The organism is Flavobacterium fructosi (assembly GCF_042787335.1).
GTDB lineage: Bacteria > Bacteroidota > Bacteroidia > Flavobacteriales > Flavobacteriaceae > Flavobacterium > Flavobacterium fructosi.
On record NZ_JBHZQA010000019.1, the window covers coordinates 1 to 25,688 of the forward strand.

General features: G+C 34.7%; 20 protein-coding genes. 7 read left to right on the plus strand and 13 right to left on the minus strand.

Features of this window, described 5'->3' with window-relative positions; translation table 11 throughout:
• Nucleotides 1-307: 307 nt before the first annotated feature.
• From ACFX5D_RS15785 to ACFX5D_RS15800, 4 genes are all read right to left on the minus strand, one after another.
• The gene (locus tag ACFX5D_RS15785) at nucleotides 308-892 is read right to left on the minus strand and encodes a fasciclin domain-containing protein (RefSeq protein WP_379859162.1); all 585 of its coding nucleotides are present in this window, start codon (nucleotides 890-892) and stop codon (nucleotides 308-310) included.
• 146 nt (nucleotides 893-1,038) lie between these two features.
• Nucleotides 1,039-1,467, minus strand: coding sequence for a hypothetical protein (locus ACFX5D_RS15790; RefSeq protein ID WP_379859163.1), 429 nt, complete (start codon nucleotides 1,465-1,467; stop codon nucleotides 1,039-1,041).
• 616 nt (nucleotides 1,468-2,083) lie between these two features.
• On the minus strand, nucleotides 2,084-3,766 hold the full coding sequence (locus tag ACFX5D_RS15795; RefSeq protein WP_379859164.1) for a hypothetical protein: 1,683 nt from the start codon (nucleotides 3,764-3,766) through the stop codon (nucleotides 2,084-2,086).
• Between the two features lie 150 nt (nucleotides 3,767-3,916).
• On the minus strand, nucleotides 3,917-4,405 hold the full coding sequence (locus tag ACFX5D_RS15800; protein WP_379859165.1) for a hypothetical protein: 489 nt from the start codon (nucleotides 4,403-4,405) through the stop codon (nucleotides 3,917-3,919).
• A gap of 618 nt (nucleotides 4,406-5,023) precedes the next feature.
• Between ACFX5D_RS15800 and prfA the strand changes: the two genes are divergently transcribed.
• A complete protein-coding gene (prfA, locus tag ACFX5D_RS15805; protein WP_379859166.1) occupies nucleotides 5,024-6,100 on the plus strand; it encodes a peptide chain release factor 1 in 1,077 nt (358 codons plus the stop codon).
• A 109-nt stretch (nucleotides 6,101-6,209) separates the two neighbouring features.
• On the opposite strand, the gene ACFX5D_RS15810 is transcribed toward prfA, so the two are convergent.
• From ACFX5D_RS15810 to ACFX5D_RS15835, 6 genes are all read right to left on the minus strand, one after another.
• Nucleotides 6,210-6,479 carry a hypothetical protein gene (locus ACFX5D_RS15810; RefSeq protein WP_379859167.1) on the minus strand — a complete coding sequence of 90 codons (270 nt, stop codon included), beginning with the start codon at nucleotides 6,477-6,479 and terminating at the stop codon, nucleotides 6,210-6,212.
• 262 nt (nucleotides 6,480-6,741) lie between these two features.
• Nucleotides 6,742-7,155: a hypothetical protein gene (locus ACFX5D_RS15815; RefSeq protein ID WP_379859168.1), complete on the minus strand. Its 414-nt coding sequence runs from the start codon at nucleotides 7,153-7,155 to the stop codon at nucleotides 6,742-6,744.
• Nucleotides 7,156-7,389: 234 nt separating this feature from the next.
• Nucleotides 7,390-7,692: a YtxH domain-containing protein gene (locus ACFX5D_RS15820; RefSeq protein ID WP_379859169.1), complete on the minus strand. Its 303-nt coding sequence runs from the start codon at nucleotides 7,690-7,692 to the stop codon at nucleotides 7,390-7,392.
• A 748-nt stretch (nucleotides 7,693-8,440) separates the two neighbouring features.
• Complete coding sequence (locus ACFX5D_RS15825) at nucleotides 8,441-10,225, minus strand: sensor histidine kinase (RefSeq protein ID WP_379859170.1); 1,785 nt, start codon at nucleotides 10,223-10,225, stop codon at nucleotides 8,441-8,443.
• Nucleotide 10,226: 1 nt separating this feature from the next.
• Nucleotides 10,227-10,670, minus strand: a complete 444-nt coding sequence (locus tag ACFX5D_RS15830) for a response regulator (protein ID WP_379859171.1) — start codon at nucleotides 10,668-10,670, stop codon at nucleotides 10,227-10,229.
• 11 nt (nucleotides 10,671-10,681) lie between these two features.
• Entirely contained in the window at nucleotides 10,682-11,245 is a 564-nt protein-coding gene (locus ACFX5D_RS15835) for a helix-turn-helix domain-containing protein (protein WP_379859172.1), read from the minus strand.
• A gap of 283 nt (nucleotides 11,246-11,528) precedes the next feature.
• Here ACFX5D_RS15835 and pyrF point away from each other — a divergent pair, with 283 nt between their 5' ends.
• Together pyrF and ACFX5D_RS15845 are read left to right on the plus strand one after the other, a co-directional pair.
• Nucleotides 11,529-12,368: an orotidine-5'-phosphate decarboxylase gene (pyrF, locus tag ACFX5D_RS15840; protein WP_379859173.1), complete on the plus strand. Its 840-nt coding sequence runs from the start codon at nucleotides 11,529-11,531 to the stop codon at nucleotides 12,366-12,368.
• A 187-nt stretch (nucleotides 12,369-12,555) separates the two neighbouring features.
• Nucleotides 12,556-13,368, plus strand: coding sequence for an ABC transporter substrate-binding protein (locus tag ACFX5D_RS15845; protein WP_379859174.1), 813 nt, complete (start codon nucleotides 12,556-12,558; stop codon nucleotides 13,366-13,368).
• On the opposite strand, the gene ACFX5D_RS15850 is transcribed toward ACFX5D_RS15845, so the two are convergent.
• The gene (locus ACFX5D_RS15850; RefSeq protein ID WP_379859175.1) at nucleotides 13,363-13,560 is read right to left on the minus strand and encodes a hypothetical protein; all 198 of its coding nucleotides are present in this window, start codon (nucleotides 13,558-13,560) and stop codon (nucleotides 13,363-13,365) included. The genes ACFX5D_RS15845 and ACFX5D_RS15850 overlap by 6 nt on opposite strands.
• Nucleotides 13,561-13,618: 58 nt before the next feature.
• Here ACFX5D_RS15850 and ACFX5D_RS15855 point away from each other — a divergent pair, with 58 nt between their 5' ends.
• On the plus strand, nucleotides 13,619-14,404 hold the full coding sequence (locus ACFX5D_RS15855) for an alpha/beta fold hydrolase (protein WP_379859181.1): 786 nt from the start codon (nucleotides 13,619-13,621) through the stop codon (nucleotides 14,402-14,404).
• 339 nt (nucleotides 14,405-14,743) lie between these two features.
• Nucleotides 14,744-16,228, plus strand: a complete 1,485-nt coding sequence (locus tag ACFX5D_RS15860) for a catalase (protein ID WP_379859176.1) — start codon at nucleotides 14,744-14,746, stop codon at nucleotides 16,226-16,228.
• Nucleotides 16,229-16,346: 118 nt separating this feature from the next.
• Here ACFX5D_RS15860 and purU read toward each other — a convergent pair whose 3' ends face one another.
• Nucleotides 16,347-17,201, minus strand: coding sequence for a formyltetrahydrofolate deformylase (gene purU, locus ACFX5D_RS15865; protein WP_379859177.1), 855 nt, complete (start codon nucleotides 17,199-17,201; stop codon nucleotides 16,347-16,349).
• A 239-nt stretch (nucleotides 17,202-17,440) separates the two neighbouring features.
• The gene (locus ACFX5D_RS15870) at nucleotides 17,441-18,148 is read right to left on the minus strand and encodes a DUF4197 domain-containing protein (RefSeq protein ID WP_379859178.1); all 708 of its coding nucleotides are present in this window, start codon (nucleotides 18,146-18,148) and stop codon (nucleotides 17,441-17,443) included.
• Between the two features lie 287 nt (nucleotides 18,149-18,435).
• Here ACFX5D_RS15870 and ACFX5D_RS15875 point away from each other — a divergent pair, with 287 nt between their 5' ends.
• Both ACFX5D_RS15875 and ACFX5D_RS15880 read left to right on the plus strand, forming a co-directional pair.
• On the plus strand, nucleotides 18,436-21,888 hold the full coding sequence (locus tag ACFX5D_RS15875) for a methylmalonyl-CoA mutase family protein (protein ID WP_379859179.1): 3,453 nt from the start codon (nucleotides 18,436-18,438) through the stop codon (nucleotides 21,886-21,888).
• An 881-nt stretch (nucleotides 21,889-22,769) separates the two neighbouring features.
• Nucleotides 22,770-25,688: SprB repeat-containing protein (locus ACFX5D_RS15880; RefSeq protein WP_379859180.1), on the plus strand; the 2,919-nt coding region annotated here is incomplete at its 3' end.

Sequence of the window (25,688 nt, forward strand, 5' to 3'; positions counted from 1 at the left end):
TTGAAAATACCTCTACAATCTTTACGATAACTCCATAGTGTTGACGGCAGGTACTCGGTTCCGTTCAACACGGGCTTCATTGTTCGTGCTGCGCACACAACGAAACCCTAGCTGTTGAAAACAGTTTATTAAAGTGCGCTGACGATTGTATATAACATAGCAATCGTGTTAAAAAAAAATATTGAACTCTAAAGTCCGTTAAAGGCGATATTGTGTTGCAAAAAATGTAGCTGTTATTTGTTGGTTACAACGCATAAAAAAAACCGTTACAGAATTGCAACGGTTTCTGAATTAATGAATTAAAACCTTATTTTGGCATAACAACAGTATCAATTGCATGAATCACTCCGTTTGAAGCCGCCACATCAGCAAGAACAACAGTTGAAGTTCCTCCATTCTCGTCAGTCAACATCACTTTTCCGTCTTTTAAGCTTAATACAATAGTACCACCTTGAACAGTTGTAACGGTATATTTTCCGTTATTTTTGTTTATTGCATCAATTACTGCAGCAGCATCAAATTTTCCTGCTACAACATGATACGTCAATACTGCTTTCAGTTTGTCTAAACTTTCTGGTTTTAGCAAACCATCAACAGTTCCTGCTGGTAGTTTTGCAAATGCGGCGTTGTTTGGTGCAAATACCGTAAAAGGTCCAGCGCCACTTAACGTTTCTACTAATCCTGCTGCTTTTACAGCAGTAACTAATGTGGAAAAGTCTGAATTTCCTGCTGCAACATCGACAATGTTTGATTTTTCCACTACAACAGGAGTATCTGCTACTACTGCAGTAGAATCAGTCATTTTTGTAGAATCAACTTGTTTTTTTTGTCCACAGGAAACAGTTATTATTCCTACTAATGCAAATGCGCTAATTGTTTTTACTAATTTCATAATCAATGTTTTAGGTTATAATTATTTAATATAATCAAATATACAATTTAAAACTTATTGTTTATCTTTTTTAACAATTAATTAAACAAAAAATAAAATAGGCCGGCATTGCAAACAAACACTACTGAAGAATTTGTAATGCTTATTTATATTTTAAAAAAATCCAGTCTTTGCATCCAGGGAATTTCGGACTCTACAAATGTAAGTTTGGTCTTGATTATTCGATCCGTTTTATCTCTGGGATTTTTAGTGATAAATCTCGCCTTAGAATTGTTGAAATCCAATGTATATTTTGCATCAAAATCTTCTTGTTTGTTGGACGAAAAAGTAATGACAATGTCTTTCGCAGTCCATTTTCCTTTTCCGTATTTATTTACTTCAGGTGGGAATCCGTTTTTAATTTTAGAATACGAATGAAATACGAATGTGCCATCTTGACGTAAGGTCAATTTATATTCAATTAAATGATCGCCTTCTTTGCTAAAAGAGCAATTGTAATCACCAATAAATGCATTCGATTGCGCGAATAGCGTCAGATTGAATATTAAAATTAAGGTGGTAAGAAGTAATTTCATCAGTTTGGTTTTTTAATGTTTTTATAACTTTCTGACTTGTTTTAACTGCCCTCGTTTATGAGCACTGAATGCAATTCTGCGCTAACGATTGTGAATATCCGAGCGATCGGGCGAAGTAATACTGCGCTGACGACTGTGGATATCCAAGCGATCGGCGACTGAATTAAGGGATTGCGAATAATGGAGCAATGCCACAAAGTTAGACTATTATTTTAGTTGATTCTCGTTATGAGCATAGTTTGCAAAAACTGCTCTAACGATTGTGGATATCCGAGCGATGGGGTTAGTGCTTTTTTGCTGCCTGAGTTTATTTGTGAGCGATTGGGATAAGTCATTGCGAGGAACGAAGCAATCCCATCCAGTTGGTCTATTATTTTACTTGCTCATTGTTGTGGGCACAGTTTGCAAAACTGCGCCAACGATTGTGGATATCCGAGCGATCGGGTTCGTAAAGTTAGTAGAAACTAAGTTATGGATTTTAAAAGATTTAAAATATATAGTTTTCGCGTTGCTAACGCTACGACTGTGCTCTAAATTAAAATTGGCCCCGCTCGTAAACACAATATTCTCTCGTTTCTATAACGAAAAATGAATGAATAAATGATTCTGATTACGTTCACGAGCGGGACGCCATCGCCAGCGGGGGCGTAGTTTGTTTGTTTATTGCTTGTTGAATTTCTAGTTTTATTTCCTCAAACGCATATTTTTCATTAACATAAATTAATATACAATTATTTTCTAAACATAATTTACGTTTATTCTCATCTCTTTCTTTAGTTCTTTCAAAAGCCTCAATCCCTCCAAAAAAATTGATTGGCTCGTAATGTTGTGAACCTTGATATTCAATTGCAATATTTAATTCTGAAAAATAAATATCAATATGTTGTCTTCCTAACCATTTTGGTTTTCCGTGATGAATAACAGATAATTCTTTATAGTTTTCTGTTATTTTGTAAAACAATTCGGTTTCGCTGATCCAACCTTCACCAACTTTTGGCATACCAATTTTTTCTCTATAAATATCTTCTGCTTTTGTTATTATAAATCTAAATTGGTTTAATATTGCTTTTTCTACAACGAGTTTTAATCCCGTATTCTTATATCCGCTTTTTTCTTGGTTATCATCTATTTCTTTATAATAATTATATTCTCTTTCTGATAAATAATATTTTGAATAATATTGTGGACTGTAATCATTTGAGTTTGTTAGTTTGAATAATTGTTTGTCATCAAAAAATATTTTAAAAAAAGTTGAATTATTCTCTTTTTCGTAAGTTTCTAAATATTCAATTATGTATTTTTTTATATTTTCAATATTATTTTGCCCGAATAATGTCAAATGACTAAATCCTGCTAATTTTGAAATTAGATCTCCATTTAAAGTTCTCCTTTTTAACTTGTTTTGATACTCCCAAACTGTTTTAAGTGATACATAACCACGTTTATTTATAAACCCCCAAGCACTCTCGAAATCCTCATTTTTTTCAAACACTTGAATAATAGAAAGTGAAATGTAATTTCCAGTTTTCGGATAATACTTTTCGATTTTTGAAAACTGATTTTGAAGTTTATCTATATGTCTATGATTATAATATTGTGATAATAAATCATAATAAAGGATGAAGGAATAATTATGATTTCCTTCTAAATCAATGAATTTATTATTTTCAAAATTCTTCTTGAAATATGAATAAAAACTTTTTTGTTCTTGATTGGCATTTCTAATTTCTTCAGATGAATAAATATATTGATTTTTCCAATATGGAACATTTAGTTCTGCTTTTGATAAACCCAGGTTTTCCTTTTCAAATATTTCTGTTCTGTTTTTTTTATCATTCCAATATTGAATTTTTCCAATAATTTCAATATTACTTAGGTCTATAGAATCTTTTAAATGCATTGGTAAAAATAAATCTCCTCCTACATATTTAAGTTTTCCTAAATTTTTAATTTTAGTATCTCTTAAACTTAATTTGCCACCAACATAAGACAAATTACCTAAATCGTTAATATTTGAATACCTCATTAACGCATCTCCCCCAATTTTTTCTAGTTTATTTAATGATTTTAATGGTGAAGCAATAGTATTAAAACTGGTCCAAAAATCGCCTTTAACTTCAACTAGCTCTCCCAGATTTTCAATTGAAGAATCACATATGCCAAGAAATCCATCAATAGTTTTTATACCATCAAGTTTTTTTATTTGTTCTCCACGAATAATAATGTTTTCCTCAATTATATTTGAAGAAATATAATTTTCTAAATCTAAAGAAATAAATATGTTTATTGGTTCTTTCATCACTTTGCTTAAATTACTTGCAACTTTGCGATTATGCGGATTAAGAAAGTCTAAACTTTTAGTTAACCACTGACTTTGTAATTACAAAACTAACTTCAAATTAAGCCCAAAACTCGCCATATTGCGAGACTGCTGTTGGTAGATCGGTTTTTAGCGAATAAGTTTAACTTGTAGAGTTTTGTCTAAAACTACGGTACAACTATCTAAAATTAATGCACCCATTTTATTTTTACCTCTAAAAGAATGTTTCATTTTAAAAATATTAACTGATTTATATTTTTTTAAATATTGTTCAGTCTCAGTTAGAACAGAACTTCGCATTGATGCTAATTTTTCATAACTTTCTGTTGCTGATTTGATGGTATTTTCGTGAGTCATAGACATTGCAAAATCATAAGCATCAGAAACTCTTTTGTCCATATCATTATATTCTGAAACTAATTTTTTATATTTTTCTTCCTCTTGATAAGATGATTTCCCCTTTTCTAATTTACCGAAACTTACAGATTCATAGCTTTTTGGGTCATCCATTTTTGAAATTATATATTCTTGTATATTTTCTTGGGCTTGATTTTCTGAATTTTTAGTACAAGATGTAAAAGCGATAACTAATGATAATCCTAAAATAATTTTTTTCATAATTTTAATTTTTAAAATTTTGTTGACAGGATCTTTTCATTTTTTTTGGCAAACTGACTGCCAACTTGGCTCTAGATCTGATGATTTTTGACTTATCATACGTAAATTGGGTCGCTTTACCTGATGAACGTCAATGTTTAAATATCTTCAAATATATAACTTAACACCGAAAATACTGATTAAAACGAATTCAGTTTCATATCATTTTCAAAACTAACTCCTTTTGGTTCAGTAATTTTACGGGAAACCGTAAAACGACGTTTTTTTTAGCGCAAATGCCCTAGCCCTGATAGAATCGGCATCCTTTTTCTGGCTTTTTTTTCCAGAAAAAGATATAGCGGATAGCAGGAAATAGCTCCTAAAAAAGTTTTGGAGGTAATAAAGAAAGGCTGTTTTAACATGGATTCTCGAGCCACTTTTGGAGATTGCCTCGCCAGTTCGCTGTCCACGAGATCCTCGTGTTCTGTATTTCCGAGGTACGAGGAATCACATTGGTTACTCACGTTATGTGATTCCTCGTACCTCGGAATGACAAGTAGTTACTGAAATAGCAAAAAGGGCATATTGCTAACTGAATACTTTTTCGTATTTTTGCACTCCAATAAAAGGACTAAGAAAATGTTAGATAGACTTCAAATAGTAAAACAACGTTTCGATGAGATTTCGGATTTGATCATTCAGCCGGATGTGATCTCGGATCAGAAGCGTTATGTGCAATTGAATCAAGAGTATAAAACTTTGAAAGCGTTGGCTGAAAAGCGCGATGAATACGTGCTTCTCATGGCAAATATGGATGAGGCAAACGAAATAATAGCGGACAACAGTGATGCAGATATGACCGAAATGGCCAAAATGCAACTCGATGAAGCGAAAGAAAGATTGCCGGAACTGGAGGAAGAAATCAAATTTATGCTGATTCCTAAAGATCCTGAAGATGCCAAAAATGTCATGGTGGAAATTCGTGCCGGAACGGGTGGGGATGAAGCGAGTATTTTTGCAGGGGATTTATTCCGTATGTACACGAAATACTGTGAGAACAGAGGCTGGAGAACTTCGGTTGTGGATATGAATGAAGGAACTTCGGGTGGTTTCAAAGAGGTGATTTTTGAAGTTACCGGTGAAGATGTTTACGGAACCTTGAAGTTTGAAGCGGGTGTTCACCGTGTGCAAAGGGTACCACAAACGGAAACGCAAGGACGTGTTCATACCTCGGCAGCGACTGTTATGGTATTACCAGAAGCAGAGGAATTTGATGTGCAGATTGATATGAATGATGTGCGTGTGGATTTTTTCTGTTCGTCAGGACCCGGCGGACAATCGGTAAATACAACCAAATCAGCCGTTCGTTTGACGCATATTCCAACCGGATTAGTGGCACAATGTCAGGATCAAAAATCACAACATAAAAATAAAGACAAGGCATTTGGCGTTTTGCGTTCCCGTTTATACGAACAGGAATTAGCTAAAAAACAAGCGGAAGATGCTACAACGCGTACTTCTCAAGTAAGTTCTGGTGACCGTTCGGCTAAAATCCGTACCTACAATTACGCACAAGGTCGTGTGACAGATCACCGTGTGGGATTGACGTTATATGATTTAGGAAATATCATGAATGGTGACATTCAGAAAATTGTTGATGAGTTAGCTTTAGTCAACAACATGGAGAAACTGAAAGAAGCAAGTGAAGTATTTTAAATAAAAAAAAGTGAAATTCGTTTCACTTTTTTTGTATTCCTCGGGATCTTGAAAGGGAAATGTATTTTTATAAAAATAAGCTACTGAAGCCTATATTTAGTTTTAAAAACTATTTATAGGCTTCAATAATTTTATAGCTTACGAAGTCATTTGCACCCATTAATTTTACTGTTTTTTTAGCTTGAGCTTGTGAAATAGTGTAGCCACTTGCATAACCACTTGCAGTATTTATTTCCCAGAAATAAACCGTTTTGTCTGTTTTCTTGATAATTTCAATTCTTTTTTGTTTTGAAATAGTAGTTGCCTCCGTTTTTTCTTTTGTGTGTGCAGAAATTATTGTTGTCGCAATTAAGGCTGCTGATAAGATAAAGTTTTTCATGGTTATTATTTTTTACTTTGTTAGATTAATACCACAAAGATGGCACAGCATAGGATTCTACTTGTTATATAATTTTTTATTTTTCTTACATAATTAACGCTTGCTTATTTGGAAATTTATAGCTTTCGCTGGGCAATAGTTTTTCAATCAGACCATTGCATCGTTGGGAAAGCTAATAAAATAAGTGTTTTAAAAATAAAAAGCCTAGCGAAATAATTTTCGCTGGGCTTTTTGCATAAACTAAAACTAACCATCTGTTAAATTACTTCTTTTTTTTGATCTGAAGTTTTAATTTTTGGAGAATAATTGAAATTTTGAAGGCTTCATATTTAACTGTCGCCGAATCAATTTTGGCGTCAAAGTCATGATTTTCCTCTAGTTTGTCAATTTCAATATTGAGTTGAGTTGATTTTTTCTCAAAATCTTTGTCAATCCTATTCCAATTTGCTTGAGCAGAATCTGTATTTAGATTTACAACTGAATCAACAAAACGAACATAATTATCTGTTGCTGCTTGGACTGTCTTTTCTTGTTCACTTGTACAAGAAGTGAACGGTATTGTTATTAAAGAAAGTCCAAATAATGGTATTGAATATTTCATTATGGTTGCATTATAATTTGAATCCATAAGCGAATCGTATTGATATTTGTCATAAATCATCTTTAGGGACGTCATTTTTAATTTCAGGTAAGTCGTTGAAAATCTCGTATCGTAAGCTGGTGTCACTCCTAATCATTCGCATATCCTATAGCTGGGCTCAATAGTAAAGAGGTTTGGTTGTATCCGTTTGATACGCCAAATGCGGCACTTACTTCTCCATTTTTCATATAATTGTGTTTTAATTAATGTTTTTTTTTGAAATAGGTGATTGTAGAAACTAGTTGGTAAGCCGTTTTACTAATGGGCTTGTTATCCTAAAATCACTGCTTTATTGATCTCCTTTAAGTTTTCTAAATCGGCACGCTGTTCTGCTAGAATATCGCTATTATTTCCAAGCATTTTTTGAGAATCATTTTTAAGTTCGGTGAATGTCTGAGTGATTTTATCAGTTAATTTACAAACGGAGTCTTTCAAGTTGTCATTGAGTTCTGAACCTTTGTCTGCGATTATTTTTCTGGTTTCGCTACCTTTCGCAGGAGCGAATAAAATTCCCAAAACAGTTCCTGCTGTAATACCCCCAAGAAGTCCTAATATTAAATTGTTATTTTTCATAATTATTGTTTTTTAAAAATTAAAGATTAAAATTTTTTGATCCTCTCATCACCCGTAATAAAATGGCAATAACTGCTATTACTAATAATATGTACTGCCCACGCTGTGAACGAAGAATACTTATGCTCAGAGTATTACTAATACGACTGCGTACAGTAAATTTTGCATGATATAAATATTTTGTAGTTAATAATTAAAATTGCAAGGTTGCGTAAATAGTCAGTACGCTATTTTTTTGATTGAATTATATTTGTTCTCATACAGCTAATAAAGCAGCTGTTCGTTCGTTCATTAAATTTAAGTTTAGTTTGTTATTTTACTTTTACAAAGGTGCAAAGCTCATCGTAATTTGCTGTTACATCAATTTCAAATTTTATTACACAATTTAATGGTTGTTTGGAAAGATGGCCTTAATTGACAGGTTGTGTTTTTTTCTTCGTGATTTTTGCTGTTTTACAATCCAGTATTTATGAAGATGAACAGGTGGTTTAGGTATTCAAAGGGTTGTTTAACAAGGAATCGTTTTTATAATATTGTGTCGCAAAATTGAGATTAAAGAGAATACGTTTAAGATCGCTGACCTGCAGGCGGAACATTATTTATACCTCTTTAAGATGTGGTGGATTTTGAAAAAAAAGTAATTTGGAGGTTAGTAATTCGCTTCTAAATAGTGGAGGAATCTATTATTGCAGCGAATGTAATATGATTTGTAAGCGTAGCTAAAAAAGGCAATGACAAATAATAATAATTAGTCTGCGCGAAGATAAATGCTAAAAGTTGCGCCTTCGTTCAAGACTCCTTGTGCGAAGATAAACCCGTTGTGGTTTTCAACTATTTTTTTGCAAATTGCCAGTCCAATTCCAGTTCCTGCATACTCGTTTTTATTGTGAAGCCTATTAAAGAGAATAAAAATTTTTTTTGCATATTCTTGCTCAAAACCAATACCGTTGTCTTCAAAAATAATTTTGTAATATCTATGATTGTTATTTGGCAATAATTCGTCATCAGTAGCAAGAATTGTCGAGCAATTTATTGTGATAATTGGCGAGACGTTCTCTTTACTGTATTTTAAAGAATTACCGATTAAATTAATAAACAATTGCTGAATCTGGAATGGAATTACTTTAAGCGTTGGCAATACATTGCTTTCTATTATTGCCTTTTTCTCGTCTATAATTTGAGTCAGTTCGTGTTTTGCATTTTCAAGTAAAGCATTTAAATTTGCCTCTTCAAAATTTTTTTCGGTTTTATTTGTTCTGGAAAACTGTAATAAATCTTCAATAAGAATTCGCATGCGGTTTGCTGAGGATTGAATACTGGAAACGTATTGTTGCCCGGATTGGGATAAGTTATCGTAATCTTTGGTTACTAATCTAGAAAGAAAAGTTTCGATTTTTCGCAACGGTTCTTGCAAATCGTGACTGGCAATGTAATTAAAAGCAGTAAGTTCTTTATTATTGCTTTCTAAATCTCTATTGCGATCTTCGATAAAATTTTGAGCATATACTTCCTCTGTAACATCACTTGTGGTTCCTATATGGGTCCTTTCACCAGAAGCAATTGTAACGATTCTTCCTAAAGTTCTGAAATATCTTATTTCTCCATCTTTTCGAATAACTCTATAAGTAAATGCTGGTAAGGTAGAATTGATAGGGATGTTTTTTGCGTTATCAATTACGTATTGTAAATCATCGGGATGAACAAATTTGGAAAATTCCTCTAGGCTTGCTTTAAAAGATTGTGGTTCACATGCCCTTAATCGATATTCGTTATCAGAGAAAGTGTACTCGTTAGTTTCTAAATTGAATTGCCAACTTCCGAAACCACCCACAATTTCTGCAAGATTATTTGCTTCATTAGCGACAGAAAGAGTGTTAATTGTCTTTTTCAGGAGCACTAAATCCCGATTCATTTTAATAAAAGCAATCGTAATTAAAATTAAGGTTACTATTAGGGTTAAATAAATGAGTAATGGAGTATAATTCATGGTTGTTTCATAATCGTTTTGTCTATTTTTTAAAAGATTTTTTTGTGCAATCATCATACCTTCTATTTTCACCCGAATAGAATCCATTGTATTTTTACCAATAATTAAATTGTTTATTAATATTGTTTTATCATAATTTTCATGTTCGGTTAGATATAATGTTTTTGAGAGGTAGTTTTGTCTTTTATTGATGTATAACAATAAATTTTTTAGATTTGCCTGTTGTGTTCTACTATGAATAGTTAGTATCGAAACTTTTTTAAACGAGTTTTTAACTAAATCCTTTGATTTTAAGTAAGGTACAAGGAAACTTTTATCTCTGGTTAAAATGTAACCTATTTGTCCAGTTTCGGCATCTTTAATGTGCGAAATCAACCGCTCAAGTTCCTCATTCACTTTATGACTATTACTAACCCATGCAGATGTTTTTTTTAAAACCGTAATGTGTTTAAAAGTTATACCGCCAATAAAAAATATAACAGCTACCGATAAAACAAAAATTATTTTTAATAATAAGGTTGAATTATGAAGTGGATTTTCTTTCATTTTACATTCTCATTAAAAAATTATCTTTATTTAAGCCAGAGGTGTGGTATTGCCAATTTATGGTCACCACTTCTGAAAGTATTTTTTTTAAAGTCTCAAAATCATTTGGTTTTTTAATGTAAATATTGGCTCCATATATAAAGGTTTCTTCTATATGCTCCTCTGAAGATGAGGTCGAGTATATCGCTATTGCTATATCATTGAATTTTTCATTTTTTTTGATTTCTGATAAACATTCTACACCATTCTTTTTAGGCATATTTAAGTCTAAGAATAAAACGTTTGGTAAAATTGAATCCTCATTATTAAGGTAGTTCATCAATTCCACACCATCATTAAAAGTGCTGACCTTTGTTTTTATTTTTAATTCTTCAAAAGCATCGGTAAAAAATAGTCGATCGTCTTGGTCGTCATCAGCAAGACAAATGTTTATATAGTCTATCATGTTGTAAAGGATTAGATATTGTTTTTATTTGTAAATTCTTTTCTTTTTAATAAAATCCTCTGAAACGCTGATGGTGTCATTCCTGTATTGTTTTTGAACTGCGTGCTTAAATGGGCGACACTGGAGTAATTTAATTGAATGGAAATCTCCGTTAAATTCATATTGGTGTTGATTATTAGCTGTTTTGCTAATTCAATTTTCTGAATAATGATATAATTTTCAATTGATGTAAAGGTGACTTCAGAGAAAACACTAGATAAATACACGTAGCTCAGATTTAATTTTTCGGCTATGTGTACGGAACTTTTTACGTTCGGAGGCTTGTCGCTGTTCACCATTTCAACAATTGTATCTTTTATTTTTTGAACCAATACACTCTTTTGGTTTTCAACAATTTCAATTCCATATTGCTGAAAATATTCCGTTAGTTCCAGAAGCTTTTCAGTAGGTATTTTTTCTAAAAAATTGAACTCACCAAAACCAACAATTTTAAATTTATATCCCAGTTCGGATAATTTATCTTCAATAATTTTTTTTGTTAATTGTGGATAATTGTACTTTAAATATACTTTCATATTTGCTTGTCTGATTTTTTAATAAATTTATAAAATAAATTTATTAAAATAAATAATTCATTAATTTTTTATCTTTTTGCTAAGTTTTATTGACTTGCTACATTCGTAAATTTTTTATTTGTAGGTGATTTTTAATCTAATTAATGCGGTAAAAAAATGCGTAGCAACAAATTTATTATTTATGTTTTTGTTAATTGTTATGAAATTTTGCGTTTTTATTACAGCATTTTATTTGATATTGATTCTATGTTTGTAATTTTGCCCGACAATTACAAAAATAACAATGACTACACAACAACTTACTGACCAAATTAGAATCAAGAAATCGTTCCTAGCAGTAGGATTGGATGTTGATTTGAATAAAATTCCGCCGCATTTATTAGGACTGGAAGACCCGATTTTTGAATTCAATAAAGCCATAATCGATGCGACCCATGATTTAGCAGTGGCTTACAAACCTAATACTGCATTTTATGAGGCTTACGGAATAAAAGGATGGATTTCGTTGCAAAAAACAATCAATTACATCAATGAAAATTATCCGGATATCTTCACGATTGCAGATGCTAAGCGGGGCGATATAGGAAATACGTCTTCGATGTATGCTAAAGCTTTTTTTGAAGATTTGAATTTTGACAGTGTTACTGTTGCTCCTTATATGGGGAAAGATTCGGTAGAGCCTTTTCTTGCTTTCGAAGATAAACATACCATTATGTTGGCCTTAACTTCAAACGAAGGTGCTTTTGATTTCCAGACGTTAAACGTTCTCGACGCTTCGGGAGGAAAAGAATTGTACAAACAAGTAGTAGAAACGTCTAAAACTTGGAAAAACAGTGAAAATTTGATGTATGTTGTAGGGGCTACAAAAGCCGAATACTTTATTGAAATTCGTAAAATTGTTCCTGATAGTTTCTTGCTTGTTCCTGGAGTGGGCGCACAAGGCGGAAGTCTGGCTGAGGTTTGTAAATACGGTATGAATGCGAATATAGGATTACTGATTAATTCTTCCAGAGCTATTATTTATGCCTCAAACGGAGCTGATTTTGTTGAAAAAGCAAGAGAAGAAGCGTTGAAAATGCAACAGGAAATGGAACAAATTATTAGTTTGAAATTTAACATTTAACGTTTTTCAGATTTTCTTTAAAACCATTAAGAAATTAATTTTCAGTAAGTTAGCGCGAAGATTTGAATAGAAAACTTTGTCGTTAAACTTCTAAAGCCTTAATTTTTCTTAATTTATTAATGGTTTAAAATATAATTTTCGGTTAGATTTACTCAACTTTAAACCACATGAAACAAAAACTTTAAACTTGAAACAAAAACAATTAATCGATCAACTCGGAACTTCCCATTCTTTTGAAACGTCACCAAAACGAATTATTTCTTTAGTTCCATCACAAACGGAATTATTGTATGATTTAGGATTGGAAGGACGAATTGTGGGGATTACCAAATTCTGTGTGCATCCGTATCATTTGAAGTCTACCAAGAAAATTGTTGGAGGAACTAAGAAAGTGCATTTTGAAAAAATCAGATTGCTGCAACCGGATATTATCATTTGCAACAAAGAAGAGAACACGCAAGAGATTGTTGAGGAATTGCAAAAAATTTGTCCGGTTTGGGTAACGAATATCATCACGATTGAAGATAATTTCCAAATGATTTCTGATTTTGGTCAACTTTTTAATTGCAGGACTGAAGCTCAGAAATGGAACGACAAATTGGCTTTTGCCTTGAGCGATTTTAAAAACTTTATCAAAGATAAACCAGTTAAAAAAGCAGCTTATTTTATTTGGAAAAATCCTTTTATGGTCGCAGGTTCGGATAATTTTATTAATGAATTACTGAAACTGAACCACTTTCAGAATATTTATGACAACAATCCCGATACTTCGGGACGTTACCCGGAAATCCAACTCAAAAAAATGCGTTTAGAGGGCGACCCGGATTTGGTTTTTCTGTCTTCGGAGCCTTATCCCTTCAATGAAGAAGATGCTTTTGAGATAGGGCGACATACACACCATGCAAAAACGGTATTTGTGGACGGTGAGATGTTTTCCTGGTACGGAAGCAGGTTGCTGAAAGCGTTTGCGTATTTTAAGAGATTACATTTAAAATTATAATTCGCATTCCTCAAGGACTAATTCTTCTGCGGTAACGATGTTTTTTGTAAGTGTTTTTTCAATATTAAAATTTTGCTCAGCAAGTATTTGGTATTCTTTTTTAAGCTTTTCTATTTCACTTTTCTCTTTCAATAATCCTATCATGGGTGTAATTTTTTGCAAATTTACGTTTTGTAAATAATAATCCGTCATTATTATTTGTTAAGAATTGAATTTAAAATTAATGTCATATTTTTGCAATAAAAAACAAGTGATCAATTACACCATTTACAAGAACGAAAATAGCGAGCAGTGGGTAACTTTTGTTCATGGCGCTGGCGGAAGTTCTTCTATCTGGTTCAAGCAAATTCGGGATTTTCAAAAACACTATAATGTACTTTTGTTAGATTTACGAGGTCATGGCGAATCAAAACCGACCTTGAAAACAGCTTTCAAACAGAAATATACATTTTCGGCTCTTGCCAATGATATTCTGGAAGTTTTAGATTTTCTAAAAATCGAAAAGTCTCATTTTGTCGGGATTTCATTAGGAACAATTCTAATCCGTCAATTAGCAGAAATGTATCCGGAACGGGTAAAAAGCATGATTCTTGGCGGTGCAATCTTAAAAATGAATTTCCGATCGCAGGTTTTAATGCGATTGGGGAATATGTTCAAGTATGTATTGCCATATCTGGTTTTATATAAATTTTTTGCTTTTGTGATTATGCCTAAAAAGAGCCATAAGCAATCTCGATTACTTTTTATCAACGAGGCCAAAAAATTATACCAAAAAGAATTTATAAAGTGGTTTAAACTTACTGCCGAAATAAATCCGGTGTTAAGATGGTTTCGACAAGTGGAGCTAAATATTCCAACTCTTTATGTTATGGGAGAAGAAGATTATATGTTTTTACCTTCAGTTCGTAAAGTAGTGGAAAACCATTACAAGTCTTCAAAACTCTTTGTAATCGAAAAATGTGGACATGTGGTAAACGTGGAACAGCCTATTGCTTTCAACAATGCTGTACTTTCTTTTATAAATACTACCAAATAAAAAATGCCTGCATCATAGAGATGCAGGCAATTCTTTAACTAACCAAAACCAAAATAATAAATAACCAGTTTATTACTCTACAAAGATCATTAATATATGAATATTTTGCTGTTAAGATTATGTTATTACTTTGTTGTATATAAGTTAAGTTTTATAATTTTTCTAAGTAGTTGTTTTATAGTAGATTAGTTGCCTTTAAAAATTGTATCTTTATTTTCCTATTTTTTATTTGATGTGTAAATCGGAATTTTTTTGTTTTTTTTCAAAACATAAAATTGTCAATTCTGCATCTGTTTATAAGTATGCTAATTTTGGTATTAATAATTAAATTTTGCAAATATGAAATTACATGAAAAACTTACTACCGCATCTGGAAGACCTTATGTAGAAAATGAAAATTCGCAATCTATAGGTTCACGCGGACCTTTATTGTTGCAAGATTACATCCTTCACGAAAAAATGGCGCATTTCAATAGAGAGCGCATTCCGGAACGGGTAGTACATGCAAAAGGTTCCGGAGCCTTTGGGACTTTTACGGTAACACACAATATCACTGAATATACGAAAGCGAAAGTCTTCTCTCAAATTGGAAAAGAAACTAAAATCATAATGCGTTTTTCGACAGTAGGAGGAGAAAGAGGATCAGCTGATACAGAACGAGATCCCAGAGGTTTTTCAATGAAGTTTTATACGGAAGACGGAAATTGGGATTTAGTAGGGAATAATACGCCCGTTTTTTTTGTTAAGGATCCTAAAAAATTCGGGGATTTTATACACACTCAAAAACGAGATCCTTATACCAATATGAAATCGCCAACTATGATGTGGGACTTTTGGTCACTAAATCCTGAAAGTTTACATCAGGTATTGATTTTAATGTCAGACAGAGGAACTCCTTTCGGTTATCGGCATATGCATGGTTTTGGGAGTCATACGTATTCAATGATTAATGCGGCCAACGAACGCACTTATGTGAAATTTCATTTCATCACAGCGCAAGGAATTAAAAATTTCACAAACGAAGAAGCAGCAGAAATGAAATCACATGATATGGATTTTGCGCAACGTGATTTGTTTGAGAATATCGATAAGGGAAATTTTCCACAATGGAATTTGAAAATCCAAGTAATGACGGAAGAACAGGCAAATTCGCAAGTCTTTTATATGAATCCATTTGATTTAACCAAAGTTTGGCCTCATGGTGATTTTCCGTTGATTGATGTTGGGGTATTAGAATTAAATCAAAATCCACATAATTATTTTCAGGACATAGAACAAGCTGCCTTTGCACCGGCACATATTGTAGACGGAATTGGTTATTCACCGGATAAAATGCTGCAAGGTCGTTTGTTATCGTATCCTGATGCGCATCGGTATCGTTTGGGCACCAATTATGAGCAAATTCCAGTAAATCGTTGTCCATTTGCTGTTAATAATTACCAACGGGACGGACAAATGCGCACAGATGGGAATGGAGGGAGTAATCCCAATTATTTTCCAAATAGTTTTGATGAAATAGTAATTGACCAAGACTATAAAGAACCACCATTGGAAGTTTTTAGTGCTTTTGCGGACTGGTATGATAGAAATTGCGAAGGGGAAAATGATCACTTTACGCAACCGGGTAACTTATTTAAAATCATGACGACGGAGCAACAACAAAACACGATTAACAATATTATTGGTCACATGTCCGGTATTGATGGACCTAAAAAAGAGGAAATAGTTAACCGCCAATTGTGTCACTGGTATAGAGCCGATGGACGATTAGGAGCAGGAATCGCGGCAGGATTAGGAGTTGAGGTTGATTTGTTAGAAAGATAGTTAGTTATAGAATTTTAAAAAAAAAATGCTCACCAAAAGTAAGCATTTTTTATATCGTAGATTCCTTAATTCAATGGGTTTGGATCCCTTTCCTTTGGAGAGGGCCGGGGTGAGGATCCTAAGAGAACACCACAGTTTTGTTATTATAAACCATCGTTTTTCGTTCTGCATGCAATTTGATAGCTCTCGCCAAAACGGAGCGTTCCAGATCGCGTCCTTTCATAATATAATCATCTATGGAATGACTGTGAGTAACTCTTGAAATATCCTGCTCAATAATAGGTCCTTCATCTAATCCTTCGGTCACATAATGGCTGGTGGCACCAATAATTTTTACGCCACGTTTAAAAGCCGAATGATAGGGCTTAGCTCCGGGAAACGCAGGCAAAAAAGAATGATGAATATTGATGATTTGGTTTCTGAAAAGTGCAATCAAATTGGGCGTTATTATTTGCATATAACGCGCCAACACAATAAAGTCGATAGCATATTCTTTCAACAAGTTCATTTGTTGTTGCTCTCCTTGAGTCTTAATTTCTTTGGTAAAAGGTACATAGTGAAACGGAATCTCAAAACGTTCTGCAACAGATCTTAAATCTTCGTGATTACTTATGATTAAGGGAATTTCAAGAGGTAATTCGCCTGCACTGTATCTTCCTAAAATATCATACAAACAATGGTCGTATTTAGACACAAATAATGCCATTTTAGGCTTGTGTTCATGTGTATAAATTTCCCAAGACATATTAAATGGCGTCGCTAAATTAGTTTGAAAGTCCTTTTTTATGACCTCCATATCCCAATTTTGAGAACTGAATTCACATTCCAATCGCATAAAAAACACATTTTCATCAGCATCAACGTGTTGGTCCAAATAAATAATGTTTCCTTCAACCGAAGCAATGTAATTGGTCACAGACGCAATAATCGCCTTCTGATCTTCGCAATGTATGAGTATGGTAATTTTTCGCATTTCTATTTTGTTAGTGGACTGAATTGGTAAACTTCAAAAGTTTATTTTCAAAACTAATCTTATTTTTTTTATAAAAAAATTTGATTTTAGAGTTTATGTTTTAAAAATAGAGAAGTGTTTAATTTTATGAATATTCGTGAAGAACTTACCCCTAACCCCTCTCAATCCCGAAGCGTCGGGAGGGAATTTGACCCTGCTAAAATCAACTCTTTGGTTGTTTTAGTAATAAAGCGATTAAATTAATTCTTGTCCTGCATCGCAAAAACCTTTTGCAATAAAATAGAAGTTCTTGAAGCGATATTTGTTCTAATGTTTTTTTCTTCAACAGCAACCATTTTGAAAACGCCGTTCATTGCTTGATTGGTAACATAATCAGTCAAATCAGGATTTACTTTGTTGATTAAAGGAATGCTGTTGTATTTAGTGATAATGTTTGCCCAAACTTTATCGGCACCCACTTTAGTAAATGAATTTTTAATAACTGGATTGAATTTTCCGTATAAAGCAGTCGAAGTACTATTTTGTAAATAATTGGTAGCTGAACTTTCATTGCCCATCAAAATAGATTTGGCATCCATAAAAGTCATGTTTCTAACGGCATCAACAAATATTGGAGTTGCTTCCTTCACCGCGTCTTCGGCAGCACGATTCAATACTTTCAAACCTTCATCAGCCAATGAACTTAGACCAATTCTTCTCAAACCAGTATCGACTTTTCTCAATTCTTCCGGCAATAAAATTTTTACGGCTTCATTTCTGTAAAAACCATCGGTAGCCGTCAATTTAGTAACTTGCTTTGATATTCCGTTATTCAGTGCTTCCTTCAATCCCCCTGCAATATCAATCCCTCCGATTCCTTGCGTTTGTGGTAATTGATTCAGAACTTGTTGCATTTCAGCACAACTGGAAAGAGATACCGCAACTATTAAGATTAAAATTTTTTTCATCGTAAATTATTGATAAGGTTTAATTCGTCTGTTTGCCATGTGGCTTGTGTAAAAATACTACTTATTCAAAAACAAAGCCATAATTATTTTTAGGAGCACAAACTTTATATTTTTTCAGGAACAGTTGTCCCGCTGTCCGCTGTATCCTCGCAGAAAAAGCGAGGGATGCCGCTACCATCGGGGCTAAATAACAAAATCCTTGCTTATTTATCAACAACTATGACCCACATTAAATAATTTTTAAAATAAAATCGTAAATTGCACACTTAAATTATCATATTCATAAAATGGAACCCGTAAAACCGTATATCCCTGTTAATAAAGTAAGAATTGTCACGGCAGCAGCCCTTTTTGATGGTCACGATGCAGCAATCAACATCATGCGTCGAATTATTCAATCGACAGGCGTTGAGGTGATTCATTTAGGTCACGACCGTAGTGTAGAGGAAGTTGTAAATACAGCGATTCAAGAAGATGCCAATGCTATTGCGATAACTTCTTATCAAGGAGGTCACAACGAATATTTCAAATACATGTACGACCTGCTTCAAGAAAAAGGAGCCGGACAAATCAAAATATTTGGCGGTGGAGGAGGAGTAATTTTGCCTTCTGAAATAGCCGAATTACAAGCCTACGGAATCACCAGAATTTATGCGCCAGATGATGGGCGTGCCATGGGACTGCAAGGAATGATTAATGATTTAGTGCAAAAATCGGATTACGCTATTGGAGATAAACTGACTAATGAAATCGATCATCTCGAAGAAAAAAATCCAAAAGCAATTGCACGTATAATCTCCTCCGCAGAGAATTTCCCTAATGTAGCGGCTGCAACTTTGGATACAATTCATAAAAAAAACGTCGATTGTAAAACGCCTGTTTTGGGAATTACAGGGACCGGTGGAGCTGGAAAATCATCTTTGGTAGATGAATTAGTGCGTCGTTTCCTTATCGACTTTCCAGAAAAAACTATCGGATTAATATCTGTAGATCCATCCAAAAGAAAAACGGGTGGTGCACTTTTAGGAGATAGAATACGCATGAACGCGATTAATAATCCTAGAGTATACATGCGTTCTTTGGCAACACGCCAATCGAATCTGGCTTTGTCTAAATATGTTGCCGAAGCAATCCAAGTAATCAAAGCTGCAAATTATGACATCATTATTCTTGAAACTTCTGGGATTGGCCAATCTGATACAGAGATAATGGATCATTCTGATGTTTCTTTATATGTAATGACACCGGAATTTGGTGCTGCAACCCAATTGGAAAAAATCGACATGCTTGATTTTGCCGATTTAGTGGCTATTAACAAATTCGACAAACGCGGTTCTCTTGATGCGTTAAGAGACGTGAAAAAACAATACCAACGCAACCATAATCTGTGGGATGCTAATTTAGATACACTTCCGGTTTTCGGGACAATAGCCTCGCAATTCAACGACCCGGGAATGAATACGCTGTACAAAGCGATTATGGATAAAGTCCATGAAAAAACGAATTCTGATTTGAAATCTACGTTTCAAATTACGCGTGAAATGAGCGAGAAGATTTTCGTTATTCCGCCACACAGAACCCGCTATTTGTCTGAAATTGCCGAAAGCAACAGAAAATATGATGTTACAGCGTTTAGTCAGGAACAAGTTGCTCAAAAATTATACGGGATTTTTAAAACACTTGAAAGTGTTTCTGGAAAATTCCCAGTCATAAACAAAACGGGGATCGATGATGATTCTGTTTTGCCAACTGCTTTAGAAAATGAAAAACAAGGCATAGCTGAAAATAAAATTTTCCTAAATCTGTTGCTCAATCAGTTTGATAAAGTAAAAATGGACTTAGATCCGTACAATTGGGAAATTATATTGACTTGGAACGAAAAAATAAACAAGTACAAAAATCCGGTTTATACATTCAAAGTTCGTGATCGAGAAATAAAAATGGCGACACATACCGAGTCTCTTTCGCATTCTCAAATCCCGAAAATTGCTTTGCCAAAGTATAAGGCTTGGGGCGATATTTTACGTTGGTGTCTGCAGGAAAATGTTCCTGGAGAATTTCCTTTTACCGCTGGATTGTATCCTTTCAAACGTGAAGGAGAAGATCCATCTCGAATGTTTGCAGGTGAAGGTGGACCGGAAAGAACGAACAAACGTTTTCATTATGTAAGTGCAGGATTACCTGCAAAACGATTGTCGACTGCTTTTGACAGTGTAACTTTATACGGAAACGATCCGCACGTTCGTCCTGATATTTATGGAAAAATAGGTAATGCCGGAGTTTCTATTTGTTGTTTGGATGATGCTAAAAAATTGTATTCCGGTTTCGATTTGGTTCATGCCATGACTTCGGTGAGTATGACTATTAATGGGCCGGCACCAATGTTATTAGGCTTTTTCATGAATGCAGCCATTGACCAACAATGTGAGTTTTACATCAAAGAAAATGGTCTTGAAAAAGAAGTTGAAGCGAAAATTAACAAAATTTATGCAGCAAAAGGAGTTGAAAGACCGCATTATCAAGGGGAGTTGCCGGAAGGAAACAACGGTTTAGGTTTGATACTTTTGGGCGTTACCGGAGATCAGGTTTTGACTTTGGAAGTGTATAATGATATAAAAGCAAGAACTTTGTCACAAGTGCGTGGAACAGTTCAGGCAGATATTCTAAAAGAAGATCAGGCGCAAAATACCTGTATTTTCTCTACGGAATTTGCTTTGCGATTAATGGGTGACGTACAGGAATATTTCATTATTAAGAATGTAAGGAACTTTTATTCGGTTTCTATCTCAGGATATCACATTGCCGAAGCAGGAGCAAATCCTATTACGCAATTAGCGTTTACGCTTTCTAATGGGTTCACTTATGTAGAATATTATTTGAGCCGTGGGATGAATATCAATGATTTTGGGCCCAACTTATCGTTCTTCTTTTCGAATGGAGTAGATCCGGAATATGCAGTTATTGGTCGTGTAGCACGTAAGATTTGGGCGAAAGCTATGAAAAACAAATACGGAGCTAACGAACGTGCTCAAATGTTGAAATACCACATTCAGACTTCTGGACGTTCTTTGCACGCGCAAGAAATTGATTTCAATGATATTCGTACTACTTTACAAGCGTTGTATGCCATTTATGATAACTGTAATTCCTTGCATACTAATGCCTATGACGAGGCAATCACAACACCTACTGAAGAGTCAGTGCGACGGGCGATGGCGATTCAGTTGATTATCAATAAAGAATTAGGACTAGCCAAAAATGAAAATCCAATTCAAGGTGCTTTCATTATTGAAGAGCTAACGGATTTAGTCGAAGCGGCAGTTTTATTAGAATTCGACCGTATTACAGAACGTGGAGGGGTTCTTGGAGCCATGGAAACCATGTACCAACGTTCTAAAATACAGGAAGAAAGTTTGTATTATGAGACTTTGAAACATACAGGTGAATTTCCTATCATTGGTGTGAATACGTTCTTGAGTTCCAAAGGTTCGCCAACAGTAATTCCAGCTGAAGTAATTCGAGCTACCGAAGAAGAAAAACAATACCAAATTGATATGTTGCACCATTTACACCAATCCAATCAGGATTTAGTGAAGGAACATTTAAATACGCTTCAAGAAGCAGCCATTAAAAACGAAAATTTATTCGAGCATTTAATGGAAGCGACCAAGGTTTGTTCCTTGGGACAAATTACTTCAGCTTTATTTGAAGTAGGCGGTCAGTATAGAAGAAATATGTAATTAAAGAACGACTTTTTTGTCCGGCAAAAAGTGAGTGGATCGCTTTTAATTTTTTTTAATATTTAGAAAAACCTTTCAGAAATGGAAGGTTTTTTCTTTGTGTTCAATTAAAAAATAGTAATTGAAGTAAGAAAATGATTCGTAATTTTGAATGTATTTATTTAACAAGTAACAAACTGTTAATCAAGTGTTTATGATTAAAAATTAATTTTATTTATATGTTTATTTTCTTACTTTGCAGTGTTAATTGTCGACTAAACAGGCATTTTGGCGATTTTATTCCTACTTTTTTTTATTTATTTATTTTATTAATTAATTTTATGTAAGAAAAAATCCAAGTTGTTTTTAAGACAACTTTAGACTGAATTAGGAGATAGATTTTGTTGCCCATAATTTGTATTCCTATGTTTGAGAGTGTTTCACTTCAATTTTTTTTATTGGAGATGGCTTAGTAACGGTTAGATACATTTCCCCAATGTGTAGCTTACTTGTAATAACCTTTTTTACCTGTTTTAATTGATCGTTTTTGAAATTAATCTAATCAGTTTTTACAAATCGATTTCGGTAAATGATAAAGATATTTATATTGACCTGATACAAATATTCTTTTGACGATTGTTGCCTTCATTATTTATTTGAAGATGTGTACTTGCCCTAAGTCTGTTTACTTCCTAATTAAATCGAATATATGGTGTTAAAATACTATTATTATGAAAAAGAATACATTTTTTAAGTTTTTCGATTTTTTATACAACAAAATAATATGTTGCTTTTTAACGAAAAACACTATTTCTAAATTAAATTTAAAAAAATTTAATAAGAGAAACCCTTCTGCTTATCTGTCAAGATTATGGTGTCTTTATTGGCGCCAATGGCTTACTGTGTCACTTCTGATAGTGACAATTTTAATGACCAATGGTACCGTTTATGCACAGGGGTCTATTAGGGGAATTGTTCCTGTATTGGCACCTAAAAGTGGTTCTGGCGTTGATGGCGATGCTTATGCTCATTCCCCAGCCGGATATGAAAATGTAGGTGACTTATTTGACGCTCAGCACCCTGGTATTGACGGCCACGGGGTGATTAACCCTTATACGGGTGAGTTACTTTATCCTGGACAATCATTTTTTTTACAGGACAGATATGAAAATGATTTGAGCATTTTTACTATGTCCAATAAAATTAATGACGATCCCAATACATACACTTGGGGGCCTGGTAATTCGCCCAATAAAAATGAGATCCAAAATGCGGGTGCTCATTTTTCATATGGTGATCCTAAATTGCCCGGTGGAGTTGCCACTGACTTATGGTGTTTGTTTGCCGGTGACCGTCAGGTTACAAACGGTAGCAGTTACATTGATTTCGAGTTTTTGCAGAAATCAATGACCATAACTGGTGCAACAACGGACGCTGTTGGAAACATCCTTGGAGGTAGCGGTGGTTTTACTAGTTTGGGAACCGACGGTGGTCGTACAGTCGGCGACATTTTAATTACGATCGAGTTTACCAATGGTGGTGGTGATGCAAATGCAGTAATTCGAGTATGGACCGCTAAAGCAGGTGGGGGGTATGAATACGTAATTCATCCTAACTCCGAGTTTTTGGGCAGAATTTTTATCACTAATAACACCTCGCCGACTCATGTACCCTTTGATGTATATGGTAGCGATCCCAATGGTACCGGTATTGGTGGTGATTATGCTGTGAATCAGTGGGCTGAGGGGGCCATTAATCTTACTCAAGTACTTGGAGCAGCAAAAGACCCATGTTTTTCACTCAGTACAGTATTTATTAGAACTAGATCTTCCGGAGATTCACAACAATCTGAATTGAAAGATTTTCCTGGAGCTCCTATTCAATTCAAAGTAGATTCAAATCCAAAAGCAGTTGCAGTTGCTACTAATCCAGCATGTAATGGAGGATTTGGTTCAGTTAATCTTACTATAACAGGAGGCGCTGCTCCTTATACTTTCTCATGGAGCGGTCCAAATAATTTTACGGCAAGCACTGAAGATCTTACTAATGTTTTAGCAGGAACTTATCAGTATACAGTTACAAGTTCAAACGGATGTTTAACAAACGGATCTGTAATTGTTGGTCAGCCACCGGCAATAGTAGTATCATCAGCAACACTGGTTAGTCCTAAATGTAATGGCGGAACCGACGGTTCGATTACCATTACCGCTTCAGGAGGAACAGGAACGTTGATGTATTCTGCCAATGACGGCACAACGTACCAAGCATCGAATGTATTCAGCGGACTAACTGCTGGAAGCTATTTATGGGCGGTAAAAGATGCCAATAATTGCGTGTTGAAAGGAACGGTTACAATTACTCAACCAACGATTTTGGTAGCGACCGATGCCCATGCTGATGTTAAATGTAACGGCGGAACTGATGGTTCAGTTACGGTAACATTCTCAGGTGGAACTTCTCCTTATATGGTGAACTTCAATGGCGCAGGATTCTTGGCTCAAGCCTCTCCAAAAGTGTACACTGGTCTTACCGCCGGCACTTACACTTGGATTGTAAAAGATGCCAACGGCTGTATCATGGAAGGTTCAGAAACGATCGCGCAACCAACGATTTTGGTAGCGACCGATGCCCATGCTGATGTTAAATGTAACGGTGGAACTGATGGTTCAGTTACGGTAACATTCTCAGGTGGAACTTCTCCTTATATGGTGAACTTCAATGGTGCAGGCTTCGTGGCTCAAACTTCTCCAAAAGTATATGCAGGTCTGACCGCCGGCAGTTACACTTGGATTGTAAAAGATGCCAACGGATGTATTATTCAAGGTTCAGAAACGATCGCGCAACCAACGATTTTGGTAGCGACCGATGGGCATGCTGATGTTAAATGTAACGGAGGAACTGATGGTTCAGTTACGGTAACATTCTCAGGTGGAACTTCTCCTTATATGGTGAACTTCAATGGCGCAGGCTTCTTGGCTCAAACTTCTCCAAAAGTATATGCAGGTCTTACCGCCGGCAGTTACACTTGGATTGTAAAAGATGCCAACGGATGTATTATTCAAGGTTCAGAAACGATCGCGCAACCAACGATTTTGGTAGCGACCGATGCCCATGCTGATGTTAAATGTAACGGAGGAACCGATGGTTCAGTTACAGTAACCTTCTCAGGCGGAACTTCTCCTTATATGGTGAACTTCAATGGTGCAGGCTTCGTGGCTCAAACTTCTCCAAAAGTATATGCAGGTCTTACCGCCGGTACTTACACTTGGATTGTAAAAGATGCCAACGGCTGTATCATGGAAGGTTCAGAAACTATCGCGCAACCAACGATTTTGGTAGCGACCGATGGGCATGCTGATGTTAAATGTAACGGAGGAACTGATGGTTCAGTTACGGTAACCTTCTCAGGCGGAACTTCTCCTTATATGGTGAACTTTAATGGTGCAGGTTATGTGGCTCAAACTTCTCCAAAAGTATATGCAGGTCTTACCGCCGGTACTTACACTTGGATTGTAAAAGATGCCAACGGCTGTATTATGGAAGGTTCAGAAACTATCGCGCAACCAACGATTTTGGTAGCGACCGATGCCCATGCTGATGTTAAATGTAACGGAGGAACCGATGGTTCAGTTACGGTAACATTCTCAGGTGGAACTTCTCCTTATATGGTGAACTTCAATGGTGCAGGCTATGTGGCTCAAACATCTCCAAAAGTATATGCAGGTCTTACCGCCGGCACTTACACTTGGATTGTAAAAGATGCCAACGGATGTATTATGGAAGGATCAGAGACTATCGCGCAACCAACGATTTTGGTAGCG